Source organism: Pantoea sp. B623, from assembly GCF_024814475.1.
Classification (GTDB): Bacteria; Pseudomonadota; Gammaproteobacteria; order Enterobacterales; family Enterobacteriaceae; genus Pantoea; species Pantoea ananatis.
In genome coordinates this window covers 1,467,946-1,494,381 of the sequence record NZ_JANUXM010000004.1, presented here as the reverse complement: position 1 = coordinate 1,494,381, position 26,436 = coordinate 1,467,946, and the positions used below count along the sequence as shown (strand labels likewise).

The window sequence follows — 26,436 nt, the reverse complement described above, 5'->3', positions numbered from 1 at the left end:
TTTTCCGCCTTTATTAGAGCTGAACGTTTTTATCGAGTTTGATGCCCATCTTTTTTTCAAACAGGCTGGTGGTGAGATCGGTAATCCAGCCGCGAAAAAAGTTAGTAAAAAGCCCAACCAGAAAATAGCTGACAGCAAGAGGGCCCAAGGGTAAGCCCAGAGTCGTCAGGCCACTGGCAACCCCTAAATAAACGAAGAGTTCACCCGGATTCACGTGCGGAAATAACCCATTCATTGAATGGCAACTGTATGACGAGGCCGCGTAATATCCTGGCTTATATTTCTCGGGCATAAATCGCCCCAGGCTGAGTGTCATCGGGTTACAAAAAACAAAGGTGCCAATAAGCGGTAAAAGCAAATAGCGTGATACAGGATTGCCCGCACATTTCTGTGCCAGTCGTTCAATTCGATGTTGCCCTACGAATCGTATTAACGCGTTCATTACGACTAATAAACTAATTAACAAAGGTAAAATTCCTGTCACCATGCCGACAAAAACTTCACCTCCTTTCTGGAACAGTCCAATAAACCATTCCGCACCAAAGGTGATTGCATCAATCATGTGCCGCTCCTTTTAAGGTTGCCCGGATTTTCACGTTGGTTAGGTCTTAACACGCAGAAAATATAGTCGTTTAAAAGGCATAAATATTTTATATGGATCACAAATAAATCATTTAACTTTCATTTTGAATCTTTTTTATTTTGAAATGAATGTTATCGGGTGCGGGAATCCCGCGTTCTTTCGTTACCGCGACGCCGGGATACGCAGAGGGTTTAATGACTTATCTCGCTGATTTTAAATGCCTTGTCACTGCAAATTTCTAGCAGGTCAAGACAGGGGGTAACGGGCACACGGCGCTTTTGCACGAAAGGGAGAGGGGCAAACAGGATGAGCGCGTATTCACACGCGAACATTATCTGGGGCGGTAAGGGCTGGCGCGCCAAACAGTCAGCAGTATTCGCCATCAAGGCGATCCGGTGTTCGGCTATTAAAAAAAACGACTCCAGTCAGAGTCGTTTATATGGTTATTGTACAGGCATACTGCGTCTGAACAGGGCGTTATTCCTTCTGCATGACCACCGTGCCGGAAGGCATAGTGAGGTCTTTCTGCTCAGTCTGCTTTTCTCGCGCCACTAACCAGTAGCAGCTTGCCGCCAGCGCCACGCCGATAAACCAGCTAAAGTTGGCCACCTGATGCAGGGAAGGGATAAAACTGATCACCAGACAGATAGCGACTGAGGGCAGCAAAGCGATAATGGCCTTCGGGTTAAATCCACCGCGATACCAGTAGCGCCCCTGCGGTGTGGCATCAAACAGATCGTCTACTGAAATACGGCCGCCCTTAATCAGATAAAAATCGGCTAACAGAATGCCAAACAGCGGCCCGATAAACGAACCCAGTACGTCGAGCGTGTAGTGAATCAGTTCAGGAGACTGAAACAGATTCCACGGTTTGAGCAGGACCGATCCGACTGCCGCAATCATGCCACCGGTGCGGAAACTGATTTTCTGCGGCGAACAGTTTGAAAAATCGAAAGCAGGCGAGACAAAGTTCGCCACGATGTTGATACCGATCGTTGCGGTGATCATAGTCAGTAAGCCAATCGCCACGGCTAAATCGCTGCCGACCATGCTGACGGTTTCAATAGGATCGGTAATCATTTTGCCAAACAGGGATTGAGTGCCCGATACAATGACAACGGTCACGATGGAGAACAGCAGAAAGTTGAACGGCAGTCCCCAGCGGTTACCCCGGCGGATCTCGCCCATGCTTTTGCCATAGCGGGAAAAGTCACCAAAGTTCAGCAGCGGGCCTGAGAAGTAAGACACCACTAATGCCGTTGCCGTAATCATCTGCCAGGTTTGTTCGCCTGCCGACAGCGACTTGCTGGCCAGCGTAAAGGAGATACCGTCGAAACCGGTTTTGTATACAATCCAGCCCGCCAGTGCCAGCATCACCACATACACTGCGGGGCCTGCGATATCGATAAAGCGCTTAATCGCACTCATGCCATGCCAGAACACCATTGCCTGCAGAACCCACATCACGCCAAAGCAGTACCAGCCCAGCTGCGATAAACCAAGCCAGTGGCTGTGGGTCAGGCTTTCAAGCGACGGGTAAAACTTCAGCAGCACCAGCATCAGCGCGTTTGCCGCCAGCCAGGTCTGAATACCGTACCAGGCAAATGCAATCAGGCCGCGGATCACCGCCGGAATATTAGCCCCAAAAACACCGAATGCCTGACGACAAATAACCGCATAAGGCACACCGGCCATCTGGCTCGGTTTAGCGACCAGGTTGGCGCAGAGCTGAACAATGCAGATCCCCGCCAACAGGCAGAGCAACACCTGCCAGCTCGCCAGGCCCAACGTGAAGAAGCTCGCCGCTACCACATAGCCGCCCATGCTGTGTACGTCCGACATCCAGAAAGAAAAGATGTTGTACCAGGACCAGTTTTGATGGCGCGTAGGCGCCAGGTCTTCATTACATAGCTTTGGACTGTATGCTTTCCCGGCTTCAGAGGCCGATGTGCTACTCACCGTTGAATGATTTGGCATGAAACCTGCTCCTCTCAAAGACATGAATAAAATAACCTTGTGAAATGACTTTGCAGGATCCAGGCCAAATTTGTTTTTTGTATACAAAATTTATTTTTAACGTATACGATAAGTGACGCAACGCTGTTTACCGGAGCAGGTAATGAAGAGTGAAAAGGGCCAGAGAACGGCGGCCGATCTGCATGATAAAGATGAACCTATCTATCAGGCGTTAATGAACGCCATTGTTGAACACCAACTGCCGCCCGGCAGCAAATTGCCGGAAGAGGCGCTTTCAGAGGTCTTTGGCGTCAGCCGCACGGGCATCCGTAAAGTGTTGCAGCGCCTTGCTGCGGTGCAAATGGTTACGCTTACGCCCAAACGTGGTGCACATGTTGCTACGCCCGGCGTTGATGAAGCCCGTGATATTTTTCGTACCCGCAGTTTACTCGAGTGCGCCAACCTTCCCGCTGTGCTGGAACATATGCAGCCGCCTCACCTTGCCGGGCTGGCTGCGCTGGTCGCCCAGGAAAAGGCGGCCATCGAACATCACGATGGCCCTGCGGCGATTCGTCTCTCGGCGGCATTTCATATTCAGCTGCAGGCGATTTCCGGCAATCAGGTGTTAACCGATCTTGTTACGCGCCTGGCGCAGCGATCGTCTCTGGTGATTGCCGCGTGGGGCGCGCCGTGGCAACGCGGTTGTCGCTGTGATGATCACGATCGTTTGTTACAGCTGCTACGTGAAAAGGCCTTGGTGCCGCTCACTGACTCACTGCAGCACCACTTTGAACACATTGTTTCCAGCCTGCATTTCGAACGCGGCGGCGAAACCTTGCCCGATTTCACCCGACTATTTTCGGGTCACAAAGGAGCCGTATCATGAGCCTGATTCAGGTTATTAATCCTAATACCAGCCAGGCGATGACGGAAACCATCGGTCGGGCAGCCCGCGCCGTTGCCGCGCCGGGTACGGACATCCTCGCCGTGTGCCCTTCGCAGGGCGTGCCCTCCATTGAAGGGCATTTCGATGAGGCGATTGCGGCGATAGGCGTACTGGAGCAGGTGAAACTTGGCAGAGCACAGGGCGTCAGTGGCCACGTGATTGCCTGTTTTGGCGATCCGGGACTGCTGGCGGCACGTGAACTGGCCAGCGGTCCGGTCATCGGCATCGCAGAAGCGGCCATGCATACGGCCACACTGGTGGCAACGCGTTTCTCGATCGTCACCACGTTGCCGCGCACGCTGGTCATCGCACGACATTTACTTCAGCAGTATGGCTTTACCCACCATTGTGCGGCCTTACATGCTATCGATTTACCCGTGCTGGCGCTGGAGGATGGCAGCGGGCTGGCACAGGAGAAAGTGCGCCAGCGCTGTATCCAGGCAAAACGGGAAGATGGCTGTGGGGCGATTGTTTTAGGCTGCGGCGGCATGGCAACGTTGGCGGCGTCGCTCACACAGGAGCTGGAGATGCCGGTGATTGATGGCGTCAGTGCAGCGGTAAAAATGGTGGAATCGCTGGTGGCGCTGGGATTTGGCACCAGCAAACAGGGCGATTTGGCTTATCCTTTACATAAACCCCTCTCGGGTGCCTTTCAGCACCTAAACTAAGCAGATGTTCCCGTTCACCGACAGGATGCAAGTTATGACTGAAAGCCAGGATAAGAAAACCTACAGCTTCAATAAAAATTACCCGCGCGATCTAATCGGTTACGGCGCGAATCCTCCTCATGCGGCGTGGCCCAAAAAAGCGCGGGTGGCGGTGCAGTTTGTGCTCAACTACGAGGAGGGGGCCGAGAACAGCGTATTACATGGCGACACGGGTTCAGAGCAGTTCCTGTCTGACATCATTGGTGCCGCCAGCTATCCCGATCGTCACATGTCGATGGAATCGCTGTATGAATACGGTTCCCGAGCCGGTTTCTGGCGCATTCATAACGAGTTTCAGAAACGGGGATTGCCCCTCACCGTGTTCGGTGTGGCGATGGCCCTGGCGCGTCATCCGGAAATCGTAGACGCCATTAAACAGGCGAAGTACGACGTGGTCAGTCACGGCTGGCGCTGGATCCACTATCAGGGCATCGATGCTAAAACCGAGCGTCAGCACATGCAGCAGGCGGTGGATGTGTTAACGGATCTGTTTGGTCAGGCGCCGACGGGCTGGTACACCGGACGCGACAGCCCGAATACGCGTCGTCTGGTGGTCGAACAGGGCGGATTCAGTTACGACAGCGACTATTATGGCGACGATCTGCCCTTCTGGACGCAGGTTACCTGTCAGGATGGTACGGTAAAACCGCATCTGATCATTCCCTATACGCTCGAATGTAACGATATGCGCTTTGCATCGCCCCAGGGCTTTAACACCGCAGAGCAGTTCTTCACATATTTGCGCGATACGTTCGACGTGCTGTATGAAGAAGGTGAGACCGCGCCCAAAATGATGTCGGTGGGGATGCACTGCCGCCTGTTAGGGCGCCCGGGAAAATTCCGCGCGCTACAAAACTTCCTTGACCACATTCAGCAGCATAAGGATGTGTGGATCTGTACCCGGCAGCAGATTGCCGAGCACTGGATAAAAACGCATCCCGCTTCAGAAGCGTAATCGCTTCCGGGCGGCAAGCGCGTGGCGGCAAAAGGCTGTCGCCACGTGCTCTCTCTGTTGCTGTCACCTGCGTGACAGCCGTGCGTGGAAGCGCTCAGTCGCACAGGGCGGGATCGGCCTCAATCATCAACTGCTTCATCTCCTCGAAATGCCGCAGAGAGAAGTCGGGAATACCTTCCCAGTCGCGGGCCGTTTTTTCCGCGACCTCATCGCTCAGGACTTTCAAGGGTTGCCCGGTAGACCAGGCGGTAACCAAAATCTGGCAGGCGCGCTCTAGCGTCCAGATGTCATCAAAGGCCTCGCCAATGGTCTGGGCGGTAACCATGACGCCGTGATTGCCCATTAACAGACGACGCTTATCGGTCAGCAGGCTGGCCAGACGTGCGCCTTCCTCTTTCGTATCGGCCATGCCACCGTATAACGTATCTACCGCGATGCGGTTGAAGTAGCGCGCGCTGTTTTGATCGACAGGCGGAATGTGCGGCTGCGCCAGGCAGGCAACGCTGGTGGTGTAAACCGGATGCAGATGCATCACGACCCGGGTTTCTGGCAGCCGCTGATGAATTTGCCCATGAATGGACCATGCGGTGGCATCAACATCATCCCACTCTGCACAGGATGCATCCTCAGCATTGAGCAGCAGTAAATCGCTGGCGCGAAGGCGTGAAAAGTGTTTCCACTTTGGGTTCATCAGAAACTGCTTACCATCCGGTGAGACAGCGGCACTGAAATGATTCGCTACCGCCTCATGCATGCCCAGGTGGGCAATAATGCGGAAGGCTGCCGCCAGATCGATACGCGTTTGTTCTTCGAAAGAAAGCGCCATATTACCTCCTGAAAATGAACGCGTGCCCGGCACGCGTTTGAGATTAAGGCTTAGGCATCAAGGTCTTGAGATCGTCCGCCGTCGGCGCTTCAAAATGGTATTTTTTGAGCAGTGCGGCATACTCTGGCGTTTTACTGTAGGCTTCCAGCGCCGCAACCAGGGCCTGTTTCACCTCCGTATTGTCCTTCTTCACGCCGAAACCGTTTAATACGGGATAGATGAGCGTCGTGGAAGATATCTGGATGCGGTCGCCCAGCTTCTGGACAACGCCACGCGCCACCGCGGCATCGGTGATCTGCGCTTCCACCGCATGGGAAAGCATCGCCTGAGTCGTCTGAGGATCGGTCGCATATTCGCTGATCGCGATAGGGGGCTTACCGTTTTTCACACAGTAATCGTCAGACAGTTTATGCAACTGCTGTAGCCAGGAGGTGGCGCCCATCGATCCAATTTTATGGCCGCAGAATTCTTCAGGCGTCTTGGGTTGATAATCACTTCCCTTCAGCGACAGGATAGCCTCGCCGCTTTTCAGGTAGGGAATCATGTCGATCACTTTCATGCGATCGGCGGTGATATACATCGACGAGTTAGTGATATCGAACCGGTTACTCTGTAAACCGGTGATCAGGTTAGGAAAACGGGTATCAATATTCACGGCCTGACGGCCCATCACTTTTGCCAGGCCATCAAGAAACTCAATGTCAAAGCCAGCGGGTTTATTATCCTTCATGTATTCATACGGAAAGAAGGTCATATCCGATCCGGCGATGATTTTACCTGGTTGTAAAAAGGCTGAGGCGTTAAATGACGCCAGGACAGCGCCTGCGGCAAGCAGACTTAATACATATGTTTTCATCATTATTATCTCTCTGTTAGGCGCAATCAGACGTTGGCAAGATCTTGACCTGCCTGCTGAACAAAGAACGAGGCTCCGCGCGGTTTCTGCGGCAGGCGAAGTTCATTTGGGGTGCTGCGGACCATGCCGCTTTCGTCACCATAAACCAGCGTTCCGGCATCCGGGCTGGGCAAGGGGTTTTCACCGAAAGGCAGCGCGTCTTCCGCCGCGTACACGGCGATAAACAGCGTGCGCGGCCACTCGGTTTCATTGGGGCTGGAGGCGTGCAGCAGCCTTGTGTGCATAAAGCACACGGACCCGGAGGGACCAAAGCAGGCGCTGGGCTGCTGACACTGCTCTTTCACCACCGCAGGCTCGACGGCCCCGGTAAAACGCCCGTCCTGCCAGTGCGAATACAGTGGTCCCCGATGGCTGCCCGGCACCACGTTCAGCGGACCATTTTCCGGCGTGACCTCGCTGACCATCAGCAGCGCGGTCACGATATCGTCGTTGCTGTGCGGGGTGAACAGGAAATCCTGATGCCATTCCACTTTCGTTGCGGTATGGGGCAGCTTCGAGTTGATCTTGCTGTGATGATAGCGTGCGCCGCTGCCACCAATTAACTGCCCGGCAATCTGCGCCATTCGTGACTGCAGTGCCGCATGGCGATAGGCGGCAGAGATGTCGTTTGGTGAGCTCACGCGACGCAAAGAAGGATGGTCGGCACTGTGATCGCTCTCAATGTCGAAACGCGAACGGCCATCCTGAGTATTGCCCCATGGGGCACTCTGGCTGCGGCTTTCCTCAACCCACTGGTCAAAATCGTGCTGCAGCGCGGCGATTTCCTCGCTTGTCAGGACATGTTCAACTACCAGAAATCCCTGCTGGTGATACTGATCTACCTGCCACTGTTCAATCATGGTCGTGCCCTCGTGTTGAATACATCGTTACGCCAGCGAGACATCCTTCAGAAATGCTTCCACGCGCGGATGCTGGCCATCGCGCAGCGCCTGGGGTGCGTCGTCACAGACCACGCGTCCTTTTTCCATAAAGACAATTCGGTCAGAAACTTTGAAGGCAAAGTTCATCTCATGGGTCACGATCACCATGGTGATGCCCTCGCTTGCCAGGGCTTCAATCACCTGAAGGACTTCATTCACTTTTTCAGGGTCCAGCGCTGACGTGGGTTCGTCGAACAGCATGATTTGGGGGCGCATCATTAAGGCGCGTGCGATAGCCACGCGTTGCTGCTGACCACCGGAGAGCTGATGAGGGTATTTCCACGCATGTTCGAGCATGCCGACTTTGAAAAGCAGCGCGGCGGCCTGCTGCTTTAAGGCCTGGGTGGGCGCGAGCTTGTGATAGCGCGGTGCCAGCATCAGGTTATCCATAACGTTGAGGTGGCTGAACAAGTTGAAGCTCTGAAAAACCATCCCAATGTTGAGGCGGTGCTCGGTATGCTCAATGAAGCGTGGCTTACGTTGTTCTCCCTGCTGACGAAGGTGAATAAAAGGTTTTCCGTTAATACGAATCTCACCGTTATCGATCTGCTCCAGGCCGTTGAGCAGGCGAATCAGCGTGGTTTTTCCCGAGCCTGAAGGCCCGATCACCGAGACCACCTCACCAGCGTGGATCTGCAGGTTCACTGCGCCCAGTACTTCAACATTGTTGTAAGCCTTGTGAAGACGCAGGGCCTGCAACGCTGGCCCGCTGTCGTGCACTGCCTGACGAACCGGGCTCACTGCCGTGCGTTGTGCGAGGTCGAACAGTTGCGCATCGGGTTTGCCGGAAGGCTGACGCTGCGTGACGTCAAGATAGCGCTCCAGCTGCTTTAACAGGAAATCAAAGACGGTGACGATCAGCACGTAATAGAAGGCCACGGCAGCCATGGTTTCCATGACCAGAAAGTTCTGCGAGTAAAGCCGCTGGCCGACCATCAAAATTTCGGTAAGTGAGATAACAGAGACCAGCGACGTCAGCTTCACGATCGCGATGTATTCGTTCGCCAGCGCTGGCAAGGCCACACGCAGAGCCTGCGGAATAATAATGCGCCACTGAATACCGGCATAGCGTAGTCCCAGTGCCCGGGCAGCCTCGCTCTGGCCCCTGGGAATTGACAGCAGCCCACCGCGGTGAATCTCCGCGATGTAGGCGCTCTCACAAATGGTCAGCGCAATAAACCCGGCCCAAAACGGATCGCTCAATATCGCCGACGTGGCGGGCACTGCCTGAGGCAGGTTGTAAACAAAGATCAGCAGAACCAGTAAGGGCAGGCTGCGAAAGAGCCAGATATAAAATCGGGCAGGCAGCGTCAACAAGGGATGGCGCGACTGCTTGGCCAGCGCCAGAATAAATCCCGCGATAATGCTCATTCCCCAGGTCAGCAGGCTCAGTTTGATGACGGTCCAGGTCGCCAGCCAAAAGTTAGCGTCGCTAAACAGACTGAACATATAGTTCCAGTTAAATGTCATGGGCTTGCTCACATTAAACAGAAGAGGGTTAGTCATTTAATTCTGTAATTCACTATGGCGGCATGACGGGAACGATAGCAATTAGTAATTTCTTTGGTTCTGATTTTAAAAAAACTATCCAATGGCTATCTGCCTTTTTAAATGACGTGTTTTTTAATATCACAGGGGAATAATTAGCGTATTGCTTCCCTTTTTGCGCTTATTTAGGGCAGGGCGCTGATCATTAAGACGCAACGTGAGAGTTATTGGTGCAATTTCTTTTTTTGAGCGTCGCGATCGGTTGCCGCTAAAAAAACAGGCGGGCGGTATTTTTGAATAAAGGGCACGCAGGCTAACTGAACGTGATGTGGCACAGCATTTGCAGCGCTACTTAGTCGAAAACGAAGCAAGGCTTCCGGTTAGCCATAAAAAACAGAGGTAACGCTATGAGTCGCTTTACACTTAAACAGCTCAGGTATTTTGTCGCCGTCGTAGAGACAGAAAGCATTGCTGAAGCTTCGCGCCAGCTGCATATCGCACAGCCCTCTATCTCTGTCTCCATTAAAAATCTGGAAGACGCCTTCGATCAGCAGCTGTTGATCCGTCATCATGCTCAAGGGGTTTCTCTGACGCCCGGTGGCCGCCGTTTTTATGAAAAAGCCCAGGAGCTGTTACGCCTGACACATGAGTTTGAGCAAAATTCACGTGCAGATAACACGCTGATTTCAGGAACGATTGCAATAGGTTGCTTCGAATCTGCGGCACCGCTGTACATGCCAAAACTGATTGCGGGCTTCAAAAAGCGTTATCCCGGCATCACCATTGAACTTTACGATGGCGAGCAGCATGAACTGATGCACGGGCTCCATCGCGGACGTTTCGACCTGGCTTTCCTGTACGATCTTGAGCTGGATAACACGATACAAAAAGCGGCGTTGAACGCGCCGCATAAACCCTATGCGCTCTTGCCAGTAAAGCATCCGCTGGCGCAAAAATCCCTCGTCACGTTGCGTGAGCTGAGTCAGGAACCCATGATTTTACTGGATGCTGTACCCAGCAGGAATTACTTCATCAATATTTTCAAAAGCAAAGGTTATCACCCGCAGGTTGCCTACAGTTCGCCCTCCATCGAAATGGTACGGTGCATGGTGGGGCAGGGATTAGGCTTTTCCGTGCTGGTCACCCGGCCTTACACGGATATGACTTATGACGGTGAAAAACTTGCGCAGATTGATATTGAAGATGAGATGGAAGCCTCGACGTTAATCATGGCCTGGTTAAGTCATAATGAACCGACGCGCCCAACAAAACTTTTTATGGACTATTGCCAGAATAGTGCATTAGGGCCGACGGCGTGAAAAGCAGGGTGCATTTATCGTGCAGTTCGGTAAGAAAAGGAAAAGTATTTTTGACCACGGTGTTGAGTCATTCCGCGTTGTAATCGTTGGGTGGCCATAATAATCGGCTGCACATCCTTTGCTTATTAATTTCTTATTCAGATATTAGCTTTATAATATTTTACCCATTCACTTGCCTCAAATAGTCTTGGCGCTATCGCGTGTCAGGAACACGTCATTGAAACGGCGGGCTTGAGGATGGTGGAATGACAATAACAGAGCAAGAAACAGACACCCTGGTGATTGGGGCAGGACAGGCCGGTATCGCCATGAGCGAGCATCTGGGGCGGCTCGGCATTCCGCATTGCGTGTTGGAAAAAAAACGTATTGCTGAGGCATGGCGGACCCGCCGATGGGATTCGCTGGTCGCCAACGGCCCGGCCTGGCACGACCGGTTTCCCGGCATGACGTTTTCGGGGCAAGATCCCGACAGCTTTGTGCCTAAAGAACAGATCGCGGACTATTTTGAAGCCTATGCGCAACACATTAAAGCCCCTGTCAAGACCGGCGTCGAGGTCATCAGCGTGGCGCCCCGTGCCGGGCGCAGCGGGTTCGATGTCCTCACCTCTGAAGGCCCGCTCGTCGCTCAACGCGTGGTCGTTGCCACAGGCCCCTTTCAGAAGCCCATTATCCCCGCGATTGCGCCCACGGATGCGGGATTCACTCAATTGCATTCAGCAGACTATCGCAACCCGCAACAACTGCCTGAAGGCGGCGTGCTGGTGATCGGCGCGGGCTCGTCAGGGGTGCAGATTGCCGATGAGCTGCAGCGTGCAGGAAAAGACGTCTGGCTCTCTGTTGGGCCGCACGATCGGCCGCCGCGCCGTTATCGCAACCGGGATTTTTGCTGGTGGTTAGGTGTGCTCGGCCTGTGGGATGCTGCTGCCAGTCAACCGGGTAAAGAGCACGTCACCATTGCGGTCAGCGGCGCGCGAGGCGGCCACACCGTTGACTTTCGCAGGCTGGCGGAACAGGGCATCAACCTGGTCGGGTTAACGGAGCGCTTTTCCGGTGATGTCGTGACCTTTAAGCCCGATCTGGCGCAAAACATCGCCTCGGGTGATGAAAACTATTTATCCCTGCTTGACGCGGCAGATGCCTGGGTAAAACGGCATGGCCTCGATTTGCCCGAGGATCCGGCCGCGCGCGCGTTTCTGCCCGATCCGGAAAGCGTCTCGCATCCTGTGCAGTCGCTCAATCTCGTCCGCGCAGGGATCACCACCCTCATCTGGGCAACGGGCTATGCCACCGATTACAGCTGGCTGAAGGTTAACGCCTTTGACGAGAAGCGCAGACCCGTTCATCAACGCGGCGTTTCCACCGAGTCCGGGCTCTATTTTCTCGGGCTTCCCTGGCAGTCGCGCCGGGGGTCCTCGTTTATCTGGGGCGTGTGGCATGACGCAAAATATGTCGCCGACCATATTGCTATCCAGCGCCAGTATCAGGATTACCGTGCCGCTTCAGAAAACTGAACCAGGAGACTGTCTTTATGCCAACCCATACACGTATTCGGATGTTTAACACCAAAGAAACCTATCCCAATCAAACGCTGGACAACGATCTCTGCCAGGCCGTGCGTGCAGGTAACACGGTGTATCTGCGGGGCCAGGTCGGCACTGACTTCGACGGCAATCTGATTGGTCTGGGCGATCCGGCTGCACAGGCGGCGCAGGCGATGAAAAATGTGAAGCAACTGCTGGAAGAGGCAGGAAGCGACTTGTCGCATATCGTCAAAACCACCACCTATATTATCGATCCGCGCTATCGCGAGCCGGTGTACCGTGAAGTGGGAAAATGGCTCAAAGGCGTTTTCCCCGTCTCGACCGGTCTGGTGATTTCAGCCCTGGCGCAGCCGCAGTGGCTGATGGAAATAGATGTCATTGCGGTGATTCCGGATGACTGGAAAGGTGGAGCGACCCAATGACCTTATCGGTAACGGCACGTTGTGAAGAAACCGGTCAACTTGGCATCGCCATCAGTTCATCCAGCATCGCCGTGGGCGCGCGTTGCCCCTGGCTGCAGGCTGGCGTGGGGGCCGTATCCAGCCAGAACATTACGTTGCCTTCTCTGGGGCAGCAGATTCTGGTGTATCTGGATCAGGGCCGCGCGCTCGATGTGGCGCTCAAGCTGGCGCTGGCTGAAGACAGATTCAGTGACTACCGTCAGGTCGCCGCAATCGATATCCAGGGGAATACGGCGTTTTTCAGTGGCAGCCAAACCCTGGGGATCTGGAGCGTGGCTGAAGGAAAAAACTGTATCGCCGCAGGTAATATGTTGGCGGACAAAGGCGTGACGGCAGCAATGTGTGCGGCTTTTGCTGCGGCCTCCGGTGAACTGGCCAGCAGGCTGCTTGCGGCCCTTCAGGCCGGTGTAGCGGCGGGCGGAGAAGCCGGACCGTTACATTCTGCCGCGCTCAAACTGGTGGATGACTACACCTGGCCATTGGTGGATCTGCGCATCGACTGGACAGAGGGCGATCCTGTTGGACAACTGACGCAACTGTGGCTTGCCTATGAACCGCAGATGGAAGCCTATGTCACGCGCGCGTTGGATCCGCGTGAGGCTCCCTCCTATGGCGTGCCCGGCGATGAATGATCGTTTAAGGGCGATTCTGGCCTCACTGCTGGCCGTTGACACAACCAGTCGGGCGTCAAATCTGGCCCTGATTCAGTTTATTGACGACTACCTGACTGACAGAGGCGTGACGACGCAGTGGCTGCTTGATGAGAGCGGTAAAAAAGCCAATCTGTATGCGCGTCTGGGGCCGGACGGCGAGGGCGGGGTCATGCTGTCAGGGCACACGGACGTGGTGCCGGTTGAGGGACAAAACTGGTCCGTTCCGCCTTTCGCCCTGACGGAGCGTGACGGGCGATGTTATGGGCGGGGAAGCGCCGACATGAAAGGCTTTATTGCCTGCGTGCTGGCGTCGCTGGATGACTTTCTGCAACAGCCCCTCCGCATGCCCTTACATCTTGCTTTTTCCTATGACGAAGAGGTCGGCTGCTTGGGCGTGCGCTCGCTGGTGGCGATGCTCAATGCCTCAGCGGCAAAGCCTGCGATGTGTATCGTGGGTGAGCCGACCGGCATGCAGCCGGTTTACGGACATAAGGGAAAGCGGGCGGTGCGCTGCCGGGTACAGGGCCTTGCCTGCCATTCCGCCTATACGCACCAGGGCGTCAACGCGATTCACTATGCCGGGCGGCTAATTGCGCATCTGTTGCATCAGGAAGCGGCGCTCAGGCAGCAACGTGATGAACGGTTCGAACCGCCCTACAGCACGCTGCAGGTGGGCACGATTCAGGGCGGAACAGCACTCAATATTGTGCCTGAAACCTGCCAGTTTGATGTGGAGTGGCGAACGCTGCCCGATACGGATGTCCAGAACCTGTATGACAGTGTGCGCCACTTCGCCGAAGCTGAGCTGATGCCTGAAATGCAGCGCATTGATCCGGTATGTCACATTGTCTTTCAGCCGCTGAGCGACTATCCCGGCTTGCTGACGGATCCGCAGACCGACTTTGCCCGCTGGCTGGCGCAGTGGAGTGGGCAAGACGACTTCACCACGGTGGCCTTTGGCACCGAAGGCGGGTTATTTAACGAGATGGGAATAGCGACCCTGGTTTGTGGGCCGGGAAGTATGGAACAGGGACACAAAGCAGATGAGTTTGTCAGTGTTGAACAGCTTGAACGCTGTATGACGATGTTAAAAAATCTGCGCCAGTGGATGCACGCGGCCGGTTAAGCCACGCAGGGCGGAACGCCCCGTGTGGCCTGAGCCCATCCGCTCGCCGGTGCCGTTTACAACCGACCGTAAAATGTCATCCGGGCCGTCTCAGACAAGGCGATGCCGGGCGCGGTATTGTAAGCCAGCACCGCCAGCATCCGGGTCACGTCGCCTTCGGTAGGCGTCACGCGATGCAGGGAATTACGTCCGCGAAACAGTACCAGGTCACCGGCTTCAATTGCCAGCTCTTCGACGGGCTGCTGTTCATCCAGCACGTCGGCCACGCCCGGATAATTCATCTCGCCCGCATCGGCATCCCGCAGATCTTTCACATACTGAAACCGCCCGCCGCCGGTTGGTTTCTGCACCAGTAACGTGATGGCAAACGACGAGTTATCGAAATGCCATCCCAGCTCTTTCCCGTGCGAGGCATAGTGAAGGTTAATGGACGACAAAGGATCGGCGTAGGGATACAACGCCTCTTCATCAAGCACCTCACACAAAAAAGACTGAAAAAGTGCATCGTCGTAGAGCTGACGCAGCGGAGAATCCAGCGCGATGACGTCATCAGTAATACAGCCCTTAGTGCTACTGACTTCGCGGTTCCTGGGATGCGTATCGCTAAACGCAGGGTCCGTTTTCATCAGGTAGACGTTATGCTTACTTTGGGTATGGTAAGCACGGTGGCGTTGCGCATCGCCTTCTGCGACGATGGCCGCTAAGGCGGCGGGCTGTAAAAAATTGCGCAGCACCAGCGCGCCCTGCTGATGAAGTTGCGTCCGACACTGTTGACGCCAGGCGTGACTGGACAGAGGATGTAAGTCAGTGCGTACCAGAGATTCAGACATCGTTTATTTCCTACGCGTGATTATTTAGTCATCACTGTAACGAGGCCCGATTGTACTGAATACCAATAAATATTTAAGACCCTGATAAGGAAGCCTTAATGCCCACGCCGTCGTTGCGCCTGCCTAAAATTAACGTTATTCAGTCATTTAAGGTCGCTGCGGAAACCGGCAGCCTGACAAAGGCGGCAGCGCAGTTGGCCTTGACGCCAGCCGCGGTGAGCCAGCAGATTCGTCAGCTGGAAGATCACCTTGGCTGCGTCCTGTTTTTACGGACTCAGCATGGTGTCATGCTGACTGAGATGGGCAGGCAGTATCTCCGCTACGTGTCGGAAGCCTTCGATATACTGCAGCTTGGCCAACGGAATATCGGGCGAAAAGATACCGCCGCTCAGCTTACGCTGTATGCGCTTCCCGCACTGGCATCAAAATGGGTCCTGCCGCATTTGTCTGACTGGCGAGCGCGCTGCCCGCATGTCGGCCTCTCTCTTCATGGCACGCACGCCGACGTGGACTTCAGTAAAACCCCGGCTGATTTTGTTATTTGCTTTGGGGAAGAGGCCTATCCCAGGCTGAACAAACAGTATCTGTTCCATGATGAGGTTTTTCCGGTCGCCAGCCCCGCGCTGATCAATACCTTTGCTGCCGCAGACAGATTAAACCAGGCTCCGTTGATTCATCTCGACTGGGGGAAAGAGGGACGTTTTCTGCCGGACTGGCCTGCGTGGTTTGAGGCAAAAGGACTCCCTGAGCCCGTGGCGCAGCCCGGCCTGACGTTTAATCTGACCTCACTGGCGATTGATGCGGCGGTGGCAGGCGCGGGGATGCTGTTAGGGCAACGTCACATGATTGCCGGGGAACTGGCCCGGGGTGAGTTGGTGGCGATCGATTCCTTATGTCTGCCGCTCAGTAAACCCTATTATCTTGCCTGGCCTGCGCGGACAACCAGCCAGGAGGGAAGTGAAGAGATGATTGCCTGGCTGCGGGAACGCGCGGCAGAGCACGGTCCCGCCGGAAAGCCAGCCGGGGATGCTGCCTCACTTTCCTGAGGGGCCTGCACTGGTCACCGGGGCGATGATCGACCAGCATGAAGGTGAGGCATCCTTGCCTCTGGCGCAATGGTTCGGTTTAACTCATCAGACTGACCTGGGCCGCGACGATGCGCCAGCCTGAGGGGAATTTCACCCAGGTTTGTTGCTGACGGCCAATTTTCTCCGTGCCTGCACGGGTGAATTCGGTACTGCACACGGCAAAGGCATCGCCAAAGGTGGTGATCACCGTGTTCTGTAAGGTGCGATCCAGCCCCGCCGAAGGACGGGCGGCACGGAAAGCGCGAATCTCATCAATGCCGTATAAATTCTCTCCGGCACCCAGCCGCACCGTTCTGGCATCGTGCCAGAACAGCTCATCCAGAACGGCAATATCGTTGCCCGTCAGCGCCTGTTCGTAACGGTAAAAGGCGGCGGTTACGGCATCCAGCACGTCGGGGTGGTTAATCTCTTCAGTATTCATCAGGCTCCAGCCATACAGGTAGGCGAAAATGTCAGACCTTGTTGTTCAAGGGCAAAGGCGGCTCGTAATACCGCCTGTTCGTTAAACGGCGCACCGATAAGCTGCACGCCAATCGGCAAGCCGCTTGCCGTGGCCAGTGGAACAGTACAGACGGGCAGGCCGAGAAAAGAGATCGGCTGGGTTAACATGCCCATGCTGGCCTTGGTCGGCAAGTTCTGCCCGTTGATGGCAATAGTTTCCTGATCTATCAGCGGCGCGCTGCAAGGGGTGGCGGGGGCGATCAGGACATCAAACCGATCAAATAACGGCAGTATTTGCTGTTGGAAATGACGGCGGAAGCGTTGCGCCTGCACATACCACGCACCCGGCAGCATCGCGCCCGCCAGCAGGCGCTCACGGGAATGAGGTTCGAACCGTTCAGGTTGCTGACGCAGCGCCGGCAGATAGTGATTGCCGCCTTCTGACGCGGTCATAATAAAGGCGGCTGAGCGGGCCAGTTCGGCTTCCGCCATAATCACTTCCTCACTAGCCTGCAACGCGGTCGCGATTTGAATCTGCGCGTTACGGGCATCATGATCACACCACGTCGAAAAGAAGCCGCCCAGAACCGCACAGCGCAAATCCTGTGCCCCCCGTTCCAACTGAGGCCGCGTGGGTGCCTGAGGCCGATCGGCCTGAAAGGCATCCATGCTGTCTTTACCCTGCAGGAGATCGTAAACCTGCGCCAGATCGTCAACGCGGCGGGCAAAGGGACCGATGTGATCCAGACTGGCGACAAACGGATGGCTACCGCTGCGGGACAGGCGACCAAAGGTTGGCTTCAGGCCAAAGATGCCGCACAGGGAAGCCGGCACGCGTATCGATCCATTGGTATCCGTGCCCAGCGAGAAAGGCACCAGTCCGGCCGCCACGGCTGCCGCTGAACCGCCGGAGGATCCCCCGGCGATCCGCGCCAGATCATGCGGATTGCGCGTGGCGCCATAGTGGCTGTTTTCAGTGGTAAAACCGTAGGCATAGGCATCCATATTCACCATGCCAGAAAGCAGGGCACCGGCCTGTTGCAGTTGGGTGATGGCAAAGGCGTCACGGTTGGCTGCCGGGCGCTGACGAAATAATTCAGCCCCAGCCAGGGTTGAGTAACCCTGCACATCAAACAGGTTTTTTACCGCATAGGGAATGCCCGCCAGCGGCGGTAACATCTCACCGCGCAGGCGCTGTTTATCAATCGCATCCGCTTCCTGCAACATTCGCGTTGAAGTGATATCCGTCCAGGCATTAAGCTGCGGATTCTGTTTCTCAATCGCGGTCAGCGTCTGCTCCGCCACTTCACGCGCACTGATCTCTCCCTGCTGAATCTTCTGCTGAAGTGCCTGAATGGAAACCTCGCTCAGCCTCATGCGTTGTACACTCCTGCAACTTCAAGACGATCGTCCAGCGGATAAGCCATCAGCGGGGCCGCCATATCGGCAATGCGCGTCATCTGGACCAGCAGGGCTGCACGGCGTGCGTCGTCCAGCTCCAGATGAAGAATGTGTTCCATTTGGGCGATATAGGTTGCCCACTCAATGTGATTCATAACGTACTCCTGTCAAAAACCGGCGGCGCTGCCGTTGCTACGCGGATCGCTTGCGCCTTCGAACATACCGTTGTTGTGACGAACAATCGCACCTGCATGGCCGACGACTTCACTGAATGGCGGAAGTGACTCCACCTCATGGCCTAACTGACGTAACCGCTCCAGCGTTTCTGGCGCGAAGCGACTCTCCAGCTTGAGGGAATCCGAGGTCTGTCCCCACGTTCGCCCCAAAAGCCAGCGGGGTGCGCTGACCGCCTGTTGCAGCGGCAGGCGCTGGATCACATGGCGGGTAAAAATGGCAGCCTGGGTCTGGGGCTGTCCGTCACCGCCCATGGATCCATATACCATCGTCCGGCCGTCTTTCAGGCGCGCCGCGGCAGGGTTCAGCGTGTGGAAAGGTTGTTTACCCGGGGCGAGTGCCAGCAGGTGATCGGGATCGAGGCTGAAAGCCGCTCCGCGGTTTTGCCAGACGATCCCGGTGCCGGGCATCACCACGCCACTGCCAAATTCATGATAAATGCTCTGGATAAAAGAGACGGAAAGGCCGCTGCTGTCCATGACGCCCATCCAGACGGTATCGCCGGGGCCTCGTCCGGTTCCCCATGGCGCGGCGCGGTTATCATCAATCTGGCTGGCGATCGTTGTGAGCAGATCGCTGTCGAGCAGCGCCTGCAGATCGTCCACCACATGACGGGGATCGGTGATGTGCCGATCGCGTAAAGCAAACGCTTTTTTTGTCGCCTCAACGATGCGGTGAATGGTTTGTGCTTCATCGGCATTCGCCATATCCAGATGATCGGTAATGCCCAGGATCGCCAGAGAAACCAGCCCCTGCGTCGGCGGTGTGATATTCCAGATATCGCCTTCACTATGTCTGACATGCAACGGCTTGACCCGACTGGCCCGCTGCTGCTGTAAATCGGCCAGGGTAACGGGAATGCCCAGGTTGACCATCTCGCCTGCCAGATGGTGCGCCAGCGTGCCGCGATAAAAGCTTTCCAGCCCTTCTTCACTTAACAGGCTGAGCGTGCGCGCCAGATCGGGTTGGGTGAAACGACTGCCTTCCGCCGGAACATCCCCGTCCGGCAAAAACAGGGCGGAAAAGCCGGGCTGATGCTGGAGCTCTTCGCGCTTGCTGCGGGTGGCCGCGGCCTGCGAGGCCGTGACCGGAATGCCGTCTGCCGCGTAACGCACCGCGTCACGCAGTAATCGTGCCAGGGGCAGGGGCGTGCCGCCGAGCTCGGCTGACAGCGCCAATGCCTCATGCCAGCCGCTCACCGTGCCCGCCACCGTTAATGCGGCTTTTGGCCCGCGATGTGGAATTTGCGTTTCACCCTGATAGAAGTCGATATTTGCAAGAGAACCCGCTCTGCCGCTGGCGTCGATAGCAATGGGGTCGCCCTTACCCGGCATTATCAGCCAGAAACCGTCCCCGCCCAGGCCGTTCATATGCGGATAGACGACGGCAATAGTCGCAGCAGCGGCCACCATGGCCTCAATCGCATTGCCGCCTTCACGCAGCACCGCCAGCGCACTTTCACTGGCCAGATGATGAGGCGTTACCGCCATGCCCAGCGGGGCCATATTGCTCTGAATCATGCTCTTCTCATTGTGTTATTCAGGGTACAGAACCAATAACTAAGCAAGAGCCGTTCCAGTTTTTATCGCCGCTAAGGATCGGAACCGGTTTATCTGGCCCAAATTATGCTAGCTTCTGTTAAACCCCGCGGTTGAAACAAAAGTTACAGGACCTGAATGAAACAGCTTGATGAACGGCTCAAAACCCATTACCCACAGCTTTCGCCGCAGGAGCAGCGCATTGCCGACTTTATCTTTGACCACTTCGACGATCTGATTAGCTATAACAGCGCTGAGCTGGCGCGCCTGAGCGGCGTGTCAAAAGCGACCGTCAGCCGGCTGTTTAAACGGCTCGGTTATGACAAGTACAAAGATATGCGCGATGAGCTGCGTACCCTGCGCCAGAGCGGGATGCCGCTAACGGATAACCGCGATGCCGTACAGGGCAATACCTTACTGTCGCGCCATTACAAGCAGGAGATGGCCAACCTGACACAGTGGGTAAACAGCATTGATGCCCGGCAGTTTACTGAGGTGATCGCTCAACTGGCTCAGGCGAAACGTATCTACATTGTCGGCATGCGCAATGCCTATCCGGTGGCGCTGCACCTGCGCCAACAGCTGATACAGACGCGTTCGCAGGTGCATATCCTGCCCCAGCCGGGACAGACGCTGGCCGAGGACCTGGTGGATATAACGCCTGAGGATATGGTCGTGGTTATCGCCTTCCGGCGGCGCACCCCCATTATCCAGCCGCTGATGCAGCAGTTGCAAAGCGCCGCTATTCCCGTGCTGGCGCTGTGCGAGCCTCAGGCGCAGAGCGTTATCGCCCTGGCGCGCTGGCAGTTTTGCGCACCGCTGGACAGCGTGTCAGCGTTTGACAGTTACGCGTCGGCCATGAGCCTGATCAACCTGCTTGCCAATGCCTTGCTGCATGAACTGCTGTCAGACGGACGCCAGCGCATTCACCATATTGCCGATCTTTATCACCAGCTTGACGAGCTGGAGCACCGTTAACAGGCACCGTTTTGGTGCTTTGCCCCGTTTTGGAACGTCCTGCGGGGCAACGTCTGATGCCTCTGTATCGCTATAAATAGCGCTTAGCAGCCATTAAGTCGCTTTTTTCAGCGTGCGTCCGCGTTGGCACATTAGTTGCAGAATGCCTTCAATAAGAATCTTTTGTTTCACATAATCTCACCGGGGTGCATAATGAAAAAAGTTCTGATGGCGGTCGCAGCAGCGGCAGTATTGATGGTGCAGGCGGGCAACGTGTTGGCCGATCAACTGCAGGATATCCAGAAACGCGGCGTGCTGCGGGTTGCGGTACCGCAGGATTTCCCGCCGTTTGGCTCAGTGGGAACCGATCTGCAACCCCAGGGCTATGACATCGACATGGCGAAGTATCTGGCTAAGCAGATGAAACTTAAGTTGCAGCTGGTGCCGGTCACCAGCGCGAACCGCGTACCTTACTTGCAAACGGACAAAGTTGACCTGGTGATCTCCAGCATGGGGAAAAACCCGGAACGCGAAAAGGTGATCGACTTTAGCCGGGCCTATGCGCCGTTCTTCCTGGGCGTTTTCGGTCCTAAAGGCGATCATCTGAAGGATGCCGCAGCACTGAGCGGTAAATCTGTTGGCGTCACCCGCGGTGCGGTAGAGGACATGGTACTGAGTGAGGTAGCCCCTAAGGATGCGCAGGTGAAACGTTATGAAGATAACAACACCACCTTATCCGCTTACCTCTCCGGCCAGGTGCAGTACGTGGCAACGGGTAACCTTGTGGTCGCGGCCATTACGCGTCAGAACCCGGCAAAAGCCCCTGTTGCGCAATTTATGCTGAAAGACTCTCCGTGCTATATCGGATTGAAGAAAGACGAGCCGGCGCTGAAAGACAAAGTGAATACGCTGATCGAGCAGGGCATTAAAGACGGCACGCTGAATAAAATGTCCGAAGAGTGGCTGAAAGCGCCGCTGCCAGCCAACCTGGGCGCATAAGGACGGAGCAATGACCGGGCAACTTAATTTCCCTGCATTGTGGCCGTACTGGCCGGAGTTGCTCTCCGGCCTGTGGGTAACGATCCAGTTAACCGTGCTGGCAACGGTCGGGGGCGTCAGTATCGGTATCCTCGGCGCGGCGCTGCGCAGTGGTAAACCCAGTTGGTTAAGCCGCCTGTGGGGCCTCTATGTTGAACTGATACGCAACACGCCGTTTGTGGTGCAGCTGTTCTTTATTGTGTTCGGCTTGCCGAACCTGGGGCTGAAACTCACGGCGGGTGAAGCCGCGCTGCTGGCCATGCTGGTTAACCTGGGGGCTTACAGTACGGAAATTATCCGTGCCGGTATTCAGGTCACGCCAAAAGGGCAGTGGGAAGCCGGTCGGGTTCTGGGGTTGACGCGCAGCCAGACGTTTTTACGCGTGGTTTTGCCGCCGTCGCTGCAGCGGATTTATCCGGCGCTGGTGAGCCAGTGCATCATTGTCATGCTGGGATCGTCGGTGGTTTCGCAGGTCTCCTACGAGGAACTGACCTTCGCCGCCAACCTGATTCAGTCGCGCACCTTTTTGAGTTTTGAAGTCTACTCGGTGACCACGCTGATTTACCTGGCGTTGTCGATTGTGATGCGTCAGCTGCTGCTGGCGATTGGCCGCAAATGGCTGGGGGTGCAGGCATGATGACAACCTTTACTGACTGGGACATCCTGCGCAATCTGCTGCTGGCGGCTCGCTGGACCATCGCGCTGTCGCTGGTGGCCTTTTTAGGCGGCACGCTGGTCACGCTGCCGCTGCTGTTTTTACGCCTGTTAAAGCGTAAATGGTTGACGCGCGTGATCCGTGCCTATACCGAACTGTTCCAGGGCACGCCGCTGCTGATGCAGCTGTTTCTGGCTTTCTTTGGCGTCGGACTGTTCGGTATCGACGTCGCGCCCTGGACCGCCGCCTCGCTGGCGCTGACCTTTTATACCAGCGCGTTTCTGCTGGGTATCTGGCATGGCAGTATTCAGGCCCTGCCCAAGGGCCAGTGGGAAGCATCACGCTGCCTCGGGCTTGATTTTGGTCAGACGCTGACGCGGGTCATCGCACCCCAGGCGATTCGCATTGCCATTGCCCCCACGGTGGGATTTGCGGTGCAGGTGATCAAAGGCACGGCGCTGGCATCCATTATCGGGTTCGTCGAGCTGACCAAGGCCGGCACCATTCTGAATAACGTGACCTATCAGCCCTTTAAAGTCTTTGGGCTGGTGGCACTGGGCTATTTCCTGCTGTGTTATCCGCTGTCGCGTTACAGCCAGTATCTGGAGAAAAAATTTAATGCCGCTCATCACCATTAATCAGGTGCAGAAGTATTACGGCACCAACCACGTTCTCAAAGGCGTGGATCTGGATATCGATATGGGAGAAGTGATCTCCATTATCGGGCGCAGCGGTTCAGGCAAAAGTACGCTGTTGCGCTGCATGAACGGGCTGGAAGGCTATCAGGATGGCAGCATTAAACTCGGCGGTATGACGATTACCGACCGTGATTCCCAGGCGCGGGAAATCAGCCGCTCAGTCGGCATGGTGTTTCAGAACTTCAATCTGTTCCCGCATATGACGGCGCTGGAAAACGTCATGCTGGCGCCGCGTCGGGTGCTGAAAAAAAGCCAGGCGGAGTGCCGCGAACTGGCGGCGCGCATGCTGGAGAAAGTGGGGCTGGGCGAGCGGCTGGATTATTACCCTTCCAGCCTGTCTGGTGGTCAGCAGCAGCGCGTTGCCATTGCCCGCGCGCTGGCGATGGAACCCCGCGTCTTACTGTGTGATGAGATTACCTCTGCACTGGATCCTGAGCTGGTCGGTGAAGTGCTAAAAGTGCTGGAACAGCTTGCCGCCGAGGGCATGACGTTGATTCTCGTCACCCATGAAATGAACTTCGCCCGCGACGTGGGCGATCGTGTGGTCTTTATGCATCAGGGGCGCGTCTGGGAGCAGGGCGACAGTAAAACGCTGTTCGCTTCTCCACAGACGGCGGAGCTAAAGCAGTTTATTTCCTCTGTGCGTCTTTGAGTGCTTAACAAGGAATTCACTATGGATATCTCTCAATTTCCGCAAATTAATCCTCCTCAGCGTCTGTTAATGGGACCTGGCCCTATCAATGCCGATCCGCGCGTGCTGCGTGCGATGTCGAGCCAGCTGCTCGGGCAATACGATCCGGCGATGACGCACTATATGAATGAGGTGATGGCGCTGTATCGTGGCGTGTTTCGCACGGAAAACCGCTGGACGTTACTGATTGACGGCACCTCACGCGCTGGTATTGAGGCAATTCTGCTGTCGGCGATTCGCCCCGGCGATAAAGTGCTGGTGCCGGTCTTTGGCCGTTTTGGTCATCTGCTGTGTGAAATTGCCCGCCGCTGCCGTGCCGATGTGCACACGATTGACGTGCCATGGGGCGAGGTCTTTACGCCAGACCAGATTGAAGACGCCATCAAAAAAGTCAAACCGCGCCTGTTGCTGACCGTGCAGGGCGATACCTCGACCACCATGCTGCAGCCGCTGGCTGAGTTGGGTGCCATCTGCAAAAAATATGGCGTGCTGTTCTATACCGATGCGACGGCGTCGCTGGCGGGCAATGCGCTGGAAACCGATGCATGGGGGCTGGATGCGGTCTCCGCGGGCATGCAGAAATGCCTGGGCGGCCCGTCCGGAACCTCCCCGATCACGTTAAGCGATGAGATGGCGGCGATAGTCCGCAAGCGCAAATGCGTGGAGCAGGGGATCCGCACCGACGCGCATCAGGATGGTGACGACGAGATGATCTACTCCAACTATTTCGATCTCGGCATGATCATGGACTACTGGGGCCCGGAACGGCTCAATCACCATACTGAAGCCACCAGCGCCCTGTTCGGCGCGCGTGAGTGTGCGCGTCTGATTCTGCAGGAAGGGCTGGACAACGGCATTGCCCGCCACCAGCTTCACGGCGAGGCGATGCTGAAAGGCATTCAGGGAATGGGGCTGGAAACCTTTGGCGATCTCAGTAACAAGATGAGCAATGTCCTGGGCGTGGTGATTCCCCAGGGCGTCAATGGCGATGAAGTGCGTAAGCTCATGCTGGAGGATTTTGGTATTGAGATCGGCACGTCCTTTGGCCCGCTGCATGGCAAAGTGTGGCGCATCGGCACTATGGGTTATAACGCGCGTAAAGACTGCGTGATGCAAACGCTGGCGGCGCTGGAAATGGTCCTGTCCCATGTCGGTTATCGTACGCCACAGGGGGCCGGTTCGCAGGCGGCATGGAACCACTATGGGAGCCATGCATGATGATGAATGCCAGCGAGGCTCAGATTGCCGCTCGGCGCGTGATGGCGCGCTGTGACGCGCTGGCTGAGATCAGTGAAAGCGATCAGGGCCTGACACGGGTTTACCTGTCGCCAGAGCACCTGCGGGCCAATGCGCGCGTGGGCGAATGGATGCAGGCTGCCGGTATGACGGTCTGGCAGGATGAGGTGGGCAATATCTGCGGTCGCTATGAGGCCGCGCAGCCCGGCGCTCCCGCACTGTTATTGGGTTCGCATCTGGACACGGTACGCAACGCCGGCCGCTATGACGGGATGCTGGGCGTGCTGAGCGCCATTGAAACCGTCCAGTGGCTGCACGATCGCCAGCGTCGATTGCCGCTGGCCATTGAAGTCATCGGCTTCGGGGATGAAGAGGGCACGCGCTTTGGCATCACGTTGCTGGGCAGTCGCGGCATTACCGGCACCTGGCCTGACAGCTGGCCGACACATCCTGACGGCAACGGCATCACGGTTTCCCAGGCGATGAGCGACGTGGGGCTGGATGCCAGTCAGATCCAGCGTGCCGCGCGCAACGTCAGCGATATCGTGGCCTATCTGGAGCTGCACATTGAGCAGGGACCTTGCCTGGAGCAGGAAGATCTCGCGCTCGGGGTGGTCACGGCGATCAACGGTGCCCGTCGTCTGAACTGCTGCTTTACGGGCGAGGCGGGCCATGCCGGTACGGTGCCGATGAAGCATCGTAAAGATGCCCTGGCGGCCGCGGCGGAATGGATGGTGTTTATTGAACACACGACGCGCGAACAGCCGGGGCAGTTAGTGGCAACGGTAGGCACGCTCAACTGCGCACCGGGCGCGGTCAACGTCATTCCGGGCGAGGTGAATCTGTCGCTGGATGTGCGCGGACCCGAGGACGCACCGCTTGAAGCGCTGCTGTCCGCCTTGCTGACCCAGGCGGAAGCCATTGCGCTGCGTCGGGGATTAACCTTCGAATCTCATGAGTATTACCGCATTGCGGCGACGGCCTGCGATGCCGGATTGCAACAGGCGTTGAGCCACGCGGTTGAAACCGTACAGGGGCGCAGCCTGGCCCTGCCCAGTGGCGCAGGCCATGATGCTATCGCAATCGCAGAACGCTGGCCGGTAGGCATGCTGTTTGTGCGTAACCATCGCGGTATCAGCCACCATCCGGCCGAATCGGTCAATGAAGCCGATGTCGCTCCCGCGATTCAGGCCTATTTGCAGACGATATGTCACCTTGCGGAGCAGCATTAA

The 26,436-nt window shown here is 56.1% G+C and carries 27 protein-coding genes; 16 read left to right on the top strand and 11 right to left on the bottom strand.

Annotation, left to right across the window (positions count from 1 at the left end):
- Positions 1-13: 13 nt before the first annotated feature.
- A complete protein-coding gene (locus NXS97_RS08895; RefSeq protein WP_013024730.1) occupies positions 14-562 on the bottom strand; it encodes a PTS glucitol/sorbitol transporter subunit IIC in 549 nt (182 codons plus the stop codon).
- Between the two features lie 498 nt (positions 563-1,060).
- Positions 1,061-2,560, bottom strand: a complete 1,500-nt coding sequence (locus NXS97_RS08890) for an NCS1 family nucleobase:cation symporter-1 (RefSeq protein ID WP_259231981.1) — start codon at positions 2,558-2,560, stop codon at positions 1,061-1,063.
- 142 nt (positions 2,561-2,702) lie between these two features.
- On the opposite strand from NXS97_RS08890, the gene NXS97_RS08885 reads away from it, so the two are divergent.
- From NXS97_RS08885 to puuE, 3 genes are read left to right on the top strand one after another with little or no spacing between them, the layout of a single operon-like run.
- Positions 2,703-3,425: a GntR family transcriptional regulator gene (locus tag NXS97_RS08885; RefSeq protein ID WP_014592984.1), complete on the top strand. Its 723-nt coding sequence runs from the start codon at positions 2,703-2,705 to the stop codon at positions 3,423-3,425.
- A complete protein-coding gene (gene hpxA / locus NXS97_RS08880) occupies positions 3,422-4,153 on the top strand; it encodes an allantoin racemase (RefSeq protein WP_013024733.1) in 732 nt (243 codons plus the stop codon). The genes NXS97_RS08885 and hpxA overlap by 4 nt, the downstream gene beginning before the upstream one ends.
- 34 nt (positions 4,154-4,187) lie before the next feature.
- Complete coding sequence (puuE, locus tag NXS97_RS08875; RefSeq protein ID WP_014606528.1) at positions 4,188-5,147, top strand: allantoinase PuuE; 960 nt, start codon at positions 4,188-4,190, stop codon at positions 5,145-5,147.
- A gap of 94 nt (positions 5,148-5,241) precedes the next feature.
- On the opposite strand, the gene NXS97_RS08870 is transcribed toward puuE, so the two are convergent.
- From NXS97_RS08870 to NXS97_RS08855, 4 genes are read right to left on the bottom strand one after another with little or no spacing between them, the layout of a single operon-like run.
- A complete protein-coding gene (locus tag NXS97_RS08870; RefSeq protein WP_014592986.1) occupies positions 5,242-5,973 on the bottom strand; it encodes a class II aldolase and adducin N-terminal domain-containing protein in 732 nt (243 codons plus the stop codon).
- 43 nt (positions 5,974-6,016) lie between these two features.
- Positions 6,017-6,832, bottom strand: coding sequence for an ABC transporter substrate-binding protein (locus NXS97_RS08865; protein WP_015700907.1), 816 nt, complete (start codon positions 6,830-6,832; stop codon positions 6,017-6,019).
- 23 nt (positions 6,833-6,855) lie between these two features.
- Entirely contained in the window at positions 6,856-7,728 is an 873-nt protein-coding gene (locus NXS97_RS08860; RefSeq protein ID WP_013024737.1) for a phytanoyl-CoA dioxygenase family protein, read from the bottom strand.
- Positions 7,729-7,755: 27 nt separating this feature from the next.
- Positions 7,756-9,279 (bottom strand): amino acid ABC transporter permease/ATP-binding protein, encoded by a 1,524-nt coding sequence (locus tag NXS97_RS08855; RefSeq protein WP_014606526.1) that lies wholly within the window; start codon positions 9,277-9,279, stop codon positions 7,756-7,758.
- Positions 9,280-9,704: 425 nt separating this feature from the next.
- On the opposite strand from NXS97_RS08855, the gene NXS97_RS08850 reads away from it, so the two are divergent.
- From NXS97_RS08850 to argE, 5 genes are all read left to right on the top strand, one after another.
- Positions 9,705-10,616 carry a LysR substrate-binding domain-containing protein gene (locus NXS97_RS08850; RefSeq protein WP_015700906.1) on the top strand — a complete coding sequence of 304 codons (912 nt, stop codon included), beginning with the start codon at positions 9,705-9,707 and terminating at the stop codon, positions 10,614-10,616.
- A gap of 245 nt (positions 10,617-10,861) precedes the next feature.
- Positions 10,862-12,127: an NAD(P)/FAD-dependent oxidoreductase gene (locus NXS97_RS08845; protein ID WP_014606525.1), complete on the top strand. Its 1,266-nt coding sequence runs from the start codon at positions 10,862-10,864 to the stop codon at positions 12,125-12,127.
- A gap of 17 nt (positions 12,128-12,144) precedes the next feature.
- Positions 12,145-12,579, top strand: a complete 435-nt coding sequence (locus NXS97_RS08840; protein WP_013024742.1) for a RidA family protein — start codon at positions 12,145-12,147, stop codon at positions 12,577-12,579.
- A complete protein-coding gene (locus NXS97_RS08835; RefSeq protein ID WP_014606524.1) occupies positions 12,576-13,250 on the top strand; it encodes a DUF1028 domain-containing protein in 675 nt (224 codons plus the stop codon). Before NXS97_RS08840 ends, NXS97_RS08835 begins: the two co-directional genes overlap by 4 nt.
- Positions 13,228-14,397 (top strand): acetylornithine deacetylase, encoded by a 1,170-nt coding sequence (gene argE / locus NXS97_RS08830; protein ID WP_072138588.1) that lies wholly within the window; start codon positions 13,228-13,230, stop codon positions 14,395-14,397. The genes NXS97_RS08835 and argE overlap by 23 nt, the downstream gene beginning before the upstream one ends.
- A gap of 56 nt (positions 14,398-14,453) precedes the next feature.
- Here the strand turns inward: argE and NXS97_RS08825 are convergent, their stop codons facing one another.
- On the bottom strand, positions 14,454-15,227 hold the full coding sequence (locus tag NXS97_RS08825) for a 2OG-Fe(II) oxygenase family protein (RefSeq protein ID WP_024471622.1): 774 nt from the start codon (positions 15,225-15,227) through the stop codon (positions 14,454-14,456).
- 98 nt (positions 15,228-15,325) lie between these two features.
- Between NXS97_RS08825 and NXS97_RS08820 the strand changes: the two genes are divergently transcribed.
- Positions 15,326-16,273 carry a LysR substrate-binding domain-containing protein gene (locus NXS97_RS08820; RefSeq protein WP_064373249.1) on the top strand — a complete coding sequence of 316 codons (948 nt, stop codon included), beginning with the start codon at positions 15,326-15,328 and terminating at the stop codon, positions 16,271-16,273.
- A gap of 79 nt (positions 16,274-16,352) precedes the next feature.
- On the opposite strand, the gene hpxZ is transcribed toward NXS97_RS08820, so the two are convergent.
- The 4 genes from hpxZ to NXS97_RS08800 are packed head-to-tail and all read right to left on the bottom strand — an operon-like array spanning position 16,353 to position 19,911.
- Positions 16,353-16,736 (bottom strand): oxalurate catabolism protein HpxZ, encoded by a 384-nt coding sequence (hpxZ, locus tag NXS97_RS08815; RefSeq protein ID WP_110015519.1) that lies wholly within the window; start codon positions 16,734-16,736, stop codon positions 16,353-16,355.
- Complete coding sequence (locus NXS97_RS08810; protein ID WP_014592990.1) at positions 16,736-18,133, bottom strand: AtzE family amidohydrolase; 1,398 nt, start codon at positions 18,131-18,133, stop codon at positions 16,736-16,738. Before NXS97_RS08810 ends, hpxZ begins: the two co-directional genes overlap by 1 nt.
- Complete coding sequence (gene hpxX / locus NXS97_RS08805) at positions 18,130-18,312, bottom strand: oxalurate catabolism protein HpxX (RefSeq protein ID WP_013024749.1); 183 nt, start codon at positions 18,310-18,312, stop codon at positions 18,130-18,132. The genes NXS97_RS08810 and hpxX overlap by 4 nt, the downstream gene beginning before the upstream one ends.
- A 12-nt stretch (positions 18,313-18,324) precedes the next feature.
- On the bottom strand, positions 18,325-19,911 hold the full coding sequence (locus tag NXS97_RS08800; protein ID WP_014592991.1) for a gamma-glutamyltransferase family protein: 1,587 nt from the start codon (positions 19,909-19,911) through the stop codon (positions 18,325-18,327).
- A 156-nt stretch (positions 19,912-20,067) separates the two neighbouring features.
- Between NXS97_RS08800 and hpxU the strand changes: the two genes are divergently transcribed.
- The 7 genes from hpxU (at position 20,068) to hpxK (ending at position 26,436) form a co-directional block, all read left to right on the top strand.
- Positions 20,068-20,907 (top strand): MurR/RpiR family transcriptional regulator HpxU, encoded by an 840-nt coding sequence (gene hpxU, locus NXS97_RS08795; protein ID WP_116219484.1) that lies wholly within the window; start codon positions 20,068-20,070, stop codon positions 20,905-20,907.
- A 192-nt stretch (positions 20,908-21,099) separates the two neighbouring features.
- Positions 21,100-21,885, top strand: a complete 786-nt coding sequence (locus NXS97_RS08790; protein ID WP_014592993.1) for a transporter substrate-binding domain-containing protein — start codon at positions 21,100-21,102, stop codon at positions 21,883-21,885.
- Between the two features lie 10 nt (positions 21,886-21,895).
- Positions 21,896-22,561 (top strand): amino acid ABC transporter permease, encoded by a 666-nt coding sequence (locus NXS97_RS08785; protein WP_019106331.1) that lies wholly within the window; start codon positions 21,896-21,898, stop codon positions 22,559-22,561.
- Positions 22,561-23,217 carry an amino acid ABC transporter permease gene (locus tag NXS97_RS08780; protein ID WP_310504059.1) on the top strand — a complete coding sequence of 219 codons (657 nt, stop codon included), beginning with the start codon at positions 22,561-22,563 and terminating at the stop codon, positions 23,215-23,217. The genes NXS97_RS08785 and NXS97_RS08780 overlap by 1 nt, the downstream gene beginning before the upstream one ends.
- Complete coding sequence (locus NXS97_RS08775; RefSeq protein ID WP_014592994.1) at positions 23,198-23,929, top strand: amino acid ABC transporter ATP-binding protein; 732 nt, start codon at positions 23,198-23,200, stop codon at positions 23,927-23,929. Before NXS97_RS08780 ends, NXS97_RS08775 begins: the two co-directional genes overlap by 20 nt.
- 21 nt (positions 23,930-23,950) lie before the next feature.
- A complete protein-coding gene (locus NXS97_RS08770; protein ID WP_014592995.1) occupies positions 23,951-25,186 on the top strand; it encodes an alanine--glyoxylate aminotransferase family protein in 1,236 nt (411 codons plus the stop codon).
- Positions 25,183-26,436 carry an allantoate amidohydrolase gene (gene hpxK / locus NXS97_RS08765; RefSeq protein WP_072404168.1) on the top strand — a complete coding sequence of 418 codons (1,254 nt, stop codon included), beginning with the start codon at positions 25,183-25,185 and terminating at the stop codon, positions 26,434-26,436. The genes NXS97_RS08770 and hpxK overlap by 4 nt, the downstream gene beginning before the upstream one ends.